We start from the raw sequence: 1,078 nt of genomic DNA, 5'->3' as shown, positions 1-1,078 counted from the left end.
GGCAATACAACATCGAATACCGGGCCGCCGACGCCACCGGCAATCCCTATCTGTCGCTGGCGGCGATCATCCGCGCCGGGCTGGAGGGGCTGGAGGCGGGCCTGCCGTCGCCACCTTTGGTCACCGGCGACCCGACACTGATGAGCGAGGCGGAGCGGGCAAGTCTTGGTCTGGTGCGCCTGCCCGAAACCCTGCCCGCGGCACTGGACGCGCTGCTGGCCGACGGCACCGTGACGGGATGGTTCGCGCCCGTCTTCATCGAAACCTTCGTCGGCCTCAAGCGACATGAAGCCGAGCGTCTTGCCGGTCTCGATCCGGCCTCCATCTGCGATCTCTACCGGACGCTCTATTGATGACCGCAGTGACAAAAAAAGATTGGCCCGAGGCCGTCGAGGCCCTCAACGAGCACGGCCGTTCCGATATCGTGCTGTTGTGCGAGCATGCGTCCAACCACATGCCGGTCGAGTATCGACAGCTTGGCCTCGATGCCCACCATCTGCAGCGCCACATCGCCTGGGATATCGGCGCCGCCGAAGTGACCCGCCTGCTGTCGTCGAAGCTCGATGCTCCGGCCTTCCTCAGCGGCTATTCGCGGCTGCTGATCGACCTCAACCGGCCACTGGGCACGCCAGGCAGCATTCCGGTACTGTCGGAAGACACCGACATTCCCGGGAATGTCGGCATCGATGCGGCGGAGCGGACCCGGCGCGCCGAGATCATCTTTTCGCCGTTCCATGACCGGGTGACCGCTTATCTCGACCGCCGGGCACAAGCAGGCCGGCAGACGCGGATCGTGACGATCCATTCTTTCACGCCGGTCTTCCTCGGCGTCAGCAGGCCCTGGCATGCCGGCGTGCTGCATGACCAAGCAAGAGGTCTCGCCGAAGCGATCCTTTCGGGCCTGCGCACCGATGCGGCGCTCAATGTTGCGGCCAATGTACCCTATGTGATCAGCCGCGACGCCGACTACGCCGTGCCCATCCATGGCGACGATCGCGGCATCGCCGCCGTCCTCGTCGAGATCCGGCAGGATCTTTTGTCGACACGGTCCGGCATCGAGGAATGGGCGGACCGGCTG

1 protein-coding gene and 1 pseudogene are annotated in these 1,078 nt (G+C 65.1%); both read left to right on the top strand.

The window, feature by feature from the left end:
• Positions 1–353, top strand: a pseudogene (locus tag EN969_RS32490) (glutamine synthetase); the annotation flags it as partial.
• Positions 353–1,078 (top strand): N-formylglutamate amidohydrolase (locus EN969_RS32485; RefSeq protein ID WP_127419806.1); only part of this gene is annotated, 726 nt, incomplete at its 3' end. The pseudogene EN969_RS32490 and the gene EN969_RS32485, both read left to right, overlap by 1 nt.

Origin of the sequence: Mesorhizobium sp. M7A.F.Ca.CA.003.01.2.1 (genome assembly GCF_003998945.1) — a bacterium.
Classification (GTDB): domain Bacteria; phylum Pseudomonadota; class Alphaproteobacteria; order Rhizobiales; family Rhizobiaceae; genus Mesorhizobium; species Mesorhizobium ciceri.
The sequence above is the reverse complement of the archived record's forward strand: the minus strand, read 5'-3'. Positions and strand labels throughout refer to the sequence as shown.